The 312-nt window shown below is 48.7% G+C and carries 1 protein-coding gene; it reads left to right on the top strand.

What is annotated here, in order from left to right; genetic code table 11:
- The coding region (locus AB4585_RS25235; RefSeq protein WP_372171506.1) for an iron-containing alcohol dehydrogenase at positions 1–312 on the top strand (312 nt) is incomplete at both ends.

Below are 312 nucleotides of genomic sequence, written 5' to 3'. Positions count from 1 at the left end.
GTACGACTATGTGGAAGTAGTGGGGCGAAATGTGCCAATTAAAGCGGCCCCTCTTCCTATGATTGCCATTCCAACGACAGCCAGTACAGGGGCGGAAGTCACTAAAAATGCAGTACTAAAGTCAGGCCAAGACAAGGTAAAAGTAAGCCTTCGCAGTCCGGAGATGCTACCTAATGTCGCCATTGTTGACCCAACATTAACCTATGGCACTGATGCACAAACTTCAGGGCGAGGCGCTATGGATGCGTTTACTCATCTGATGGAAGCGTATGTTTGCGGGGAGCCTAATCCGTTGACCGATATGATTTGTGA

This window comes from Vibrio sp. 10N.222.49.C9 (assembly GCF_041474985.1).
Lineage (GTDB): Bacteria > Pseudomonadota > Gammaproteobacteria > Enterobacterales > Vibrionaceae > Vibrio > Vibrio crassostreae_C.
The sequence above is the reverse complement of the archived record's forward strand: the minus strand, read 5'-3'. Positions and strand labels throughout refer to the sequence as shown.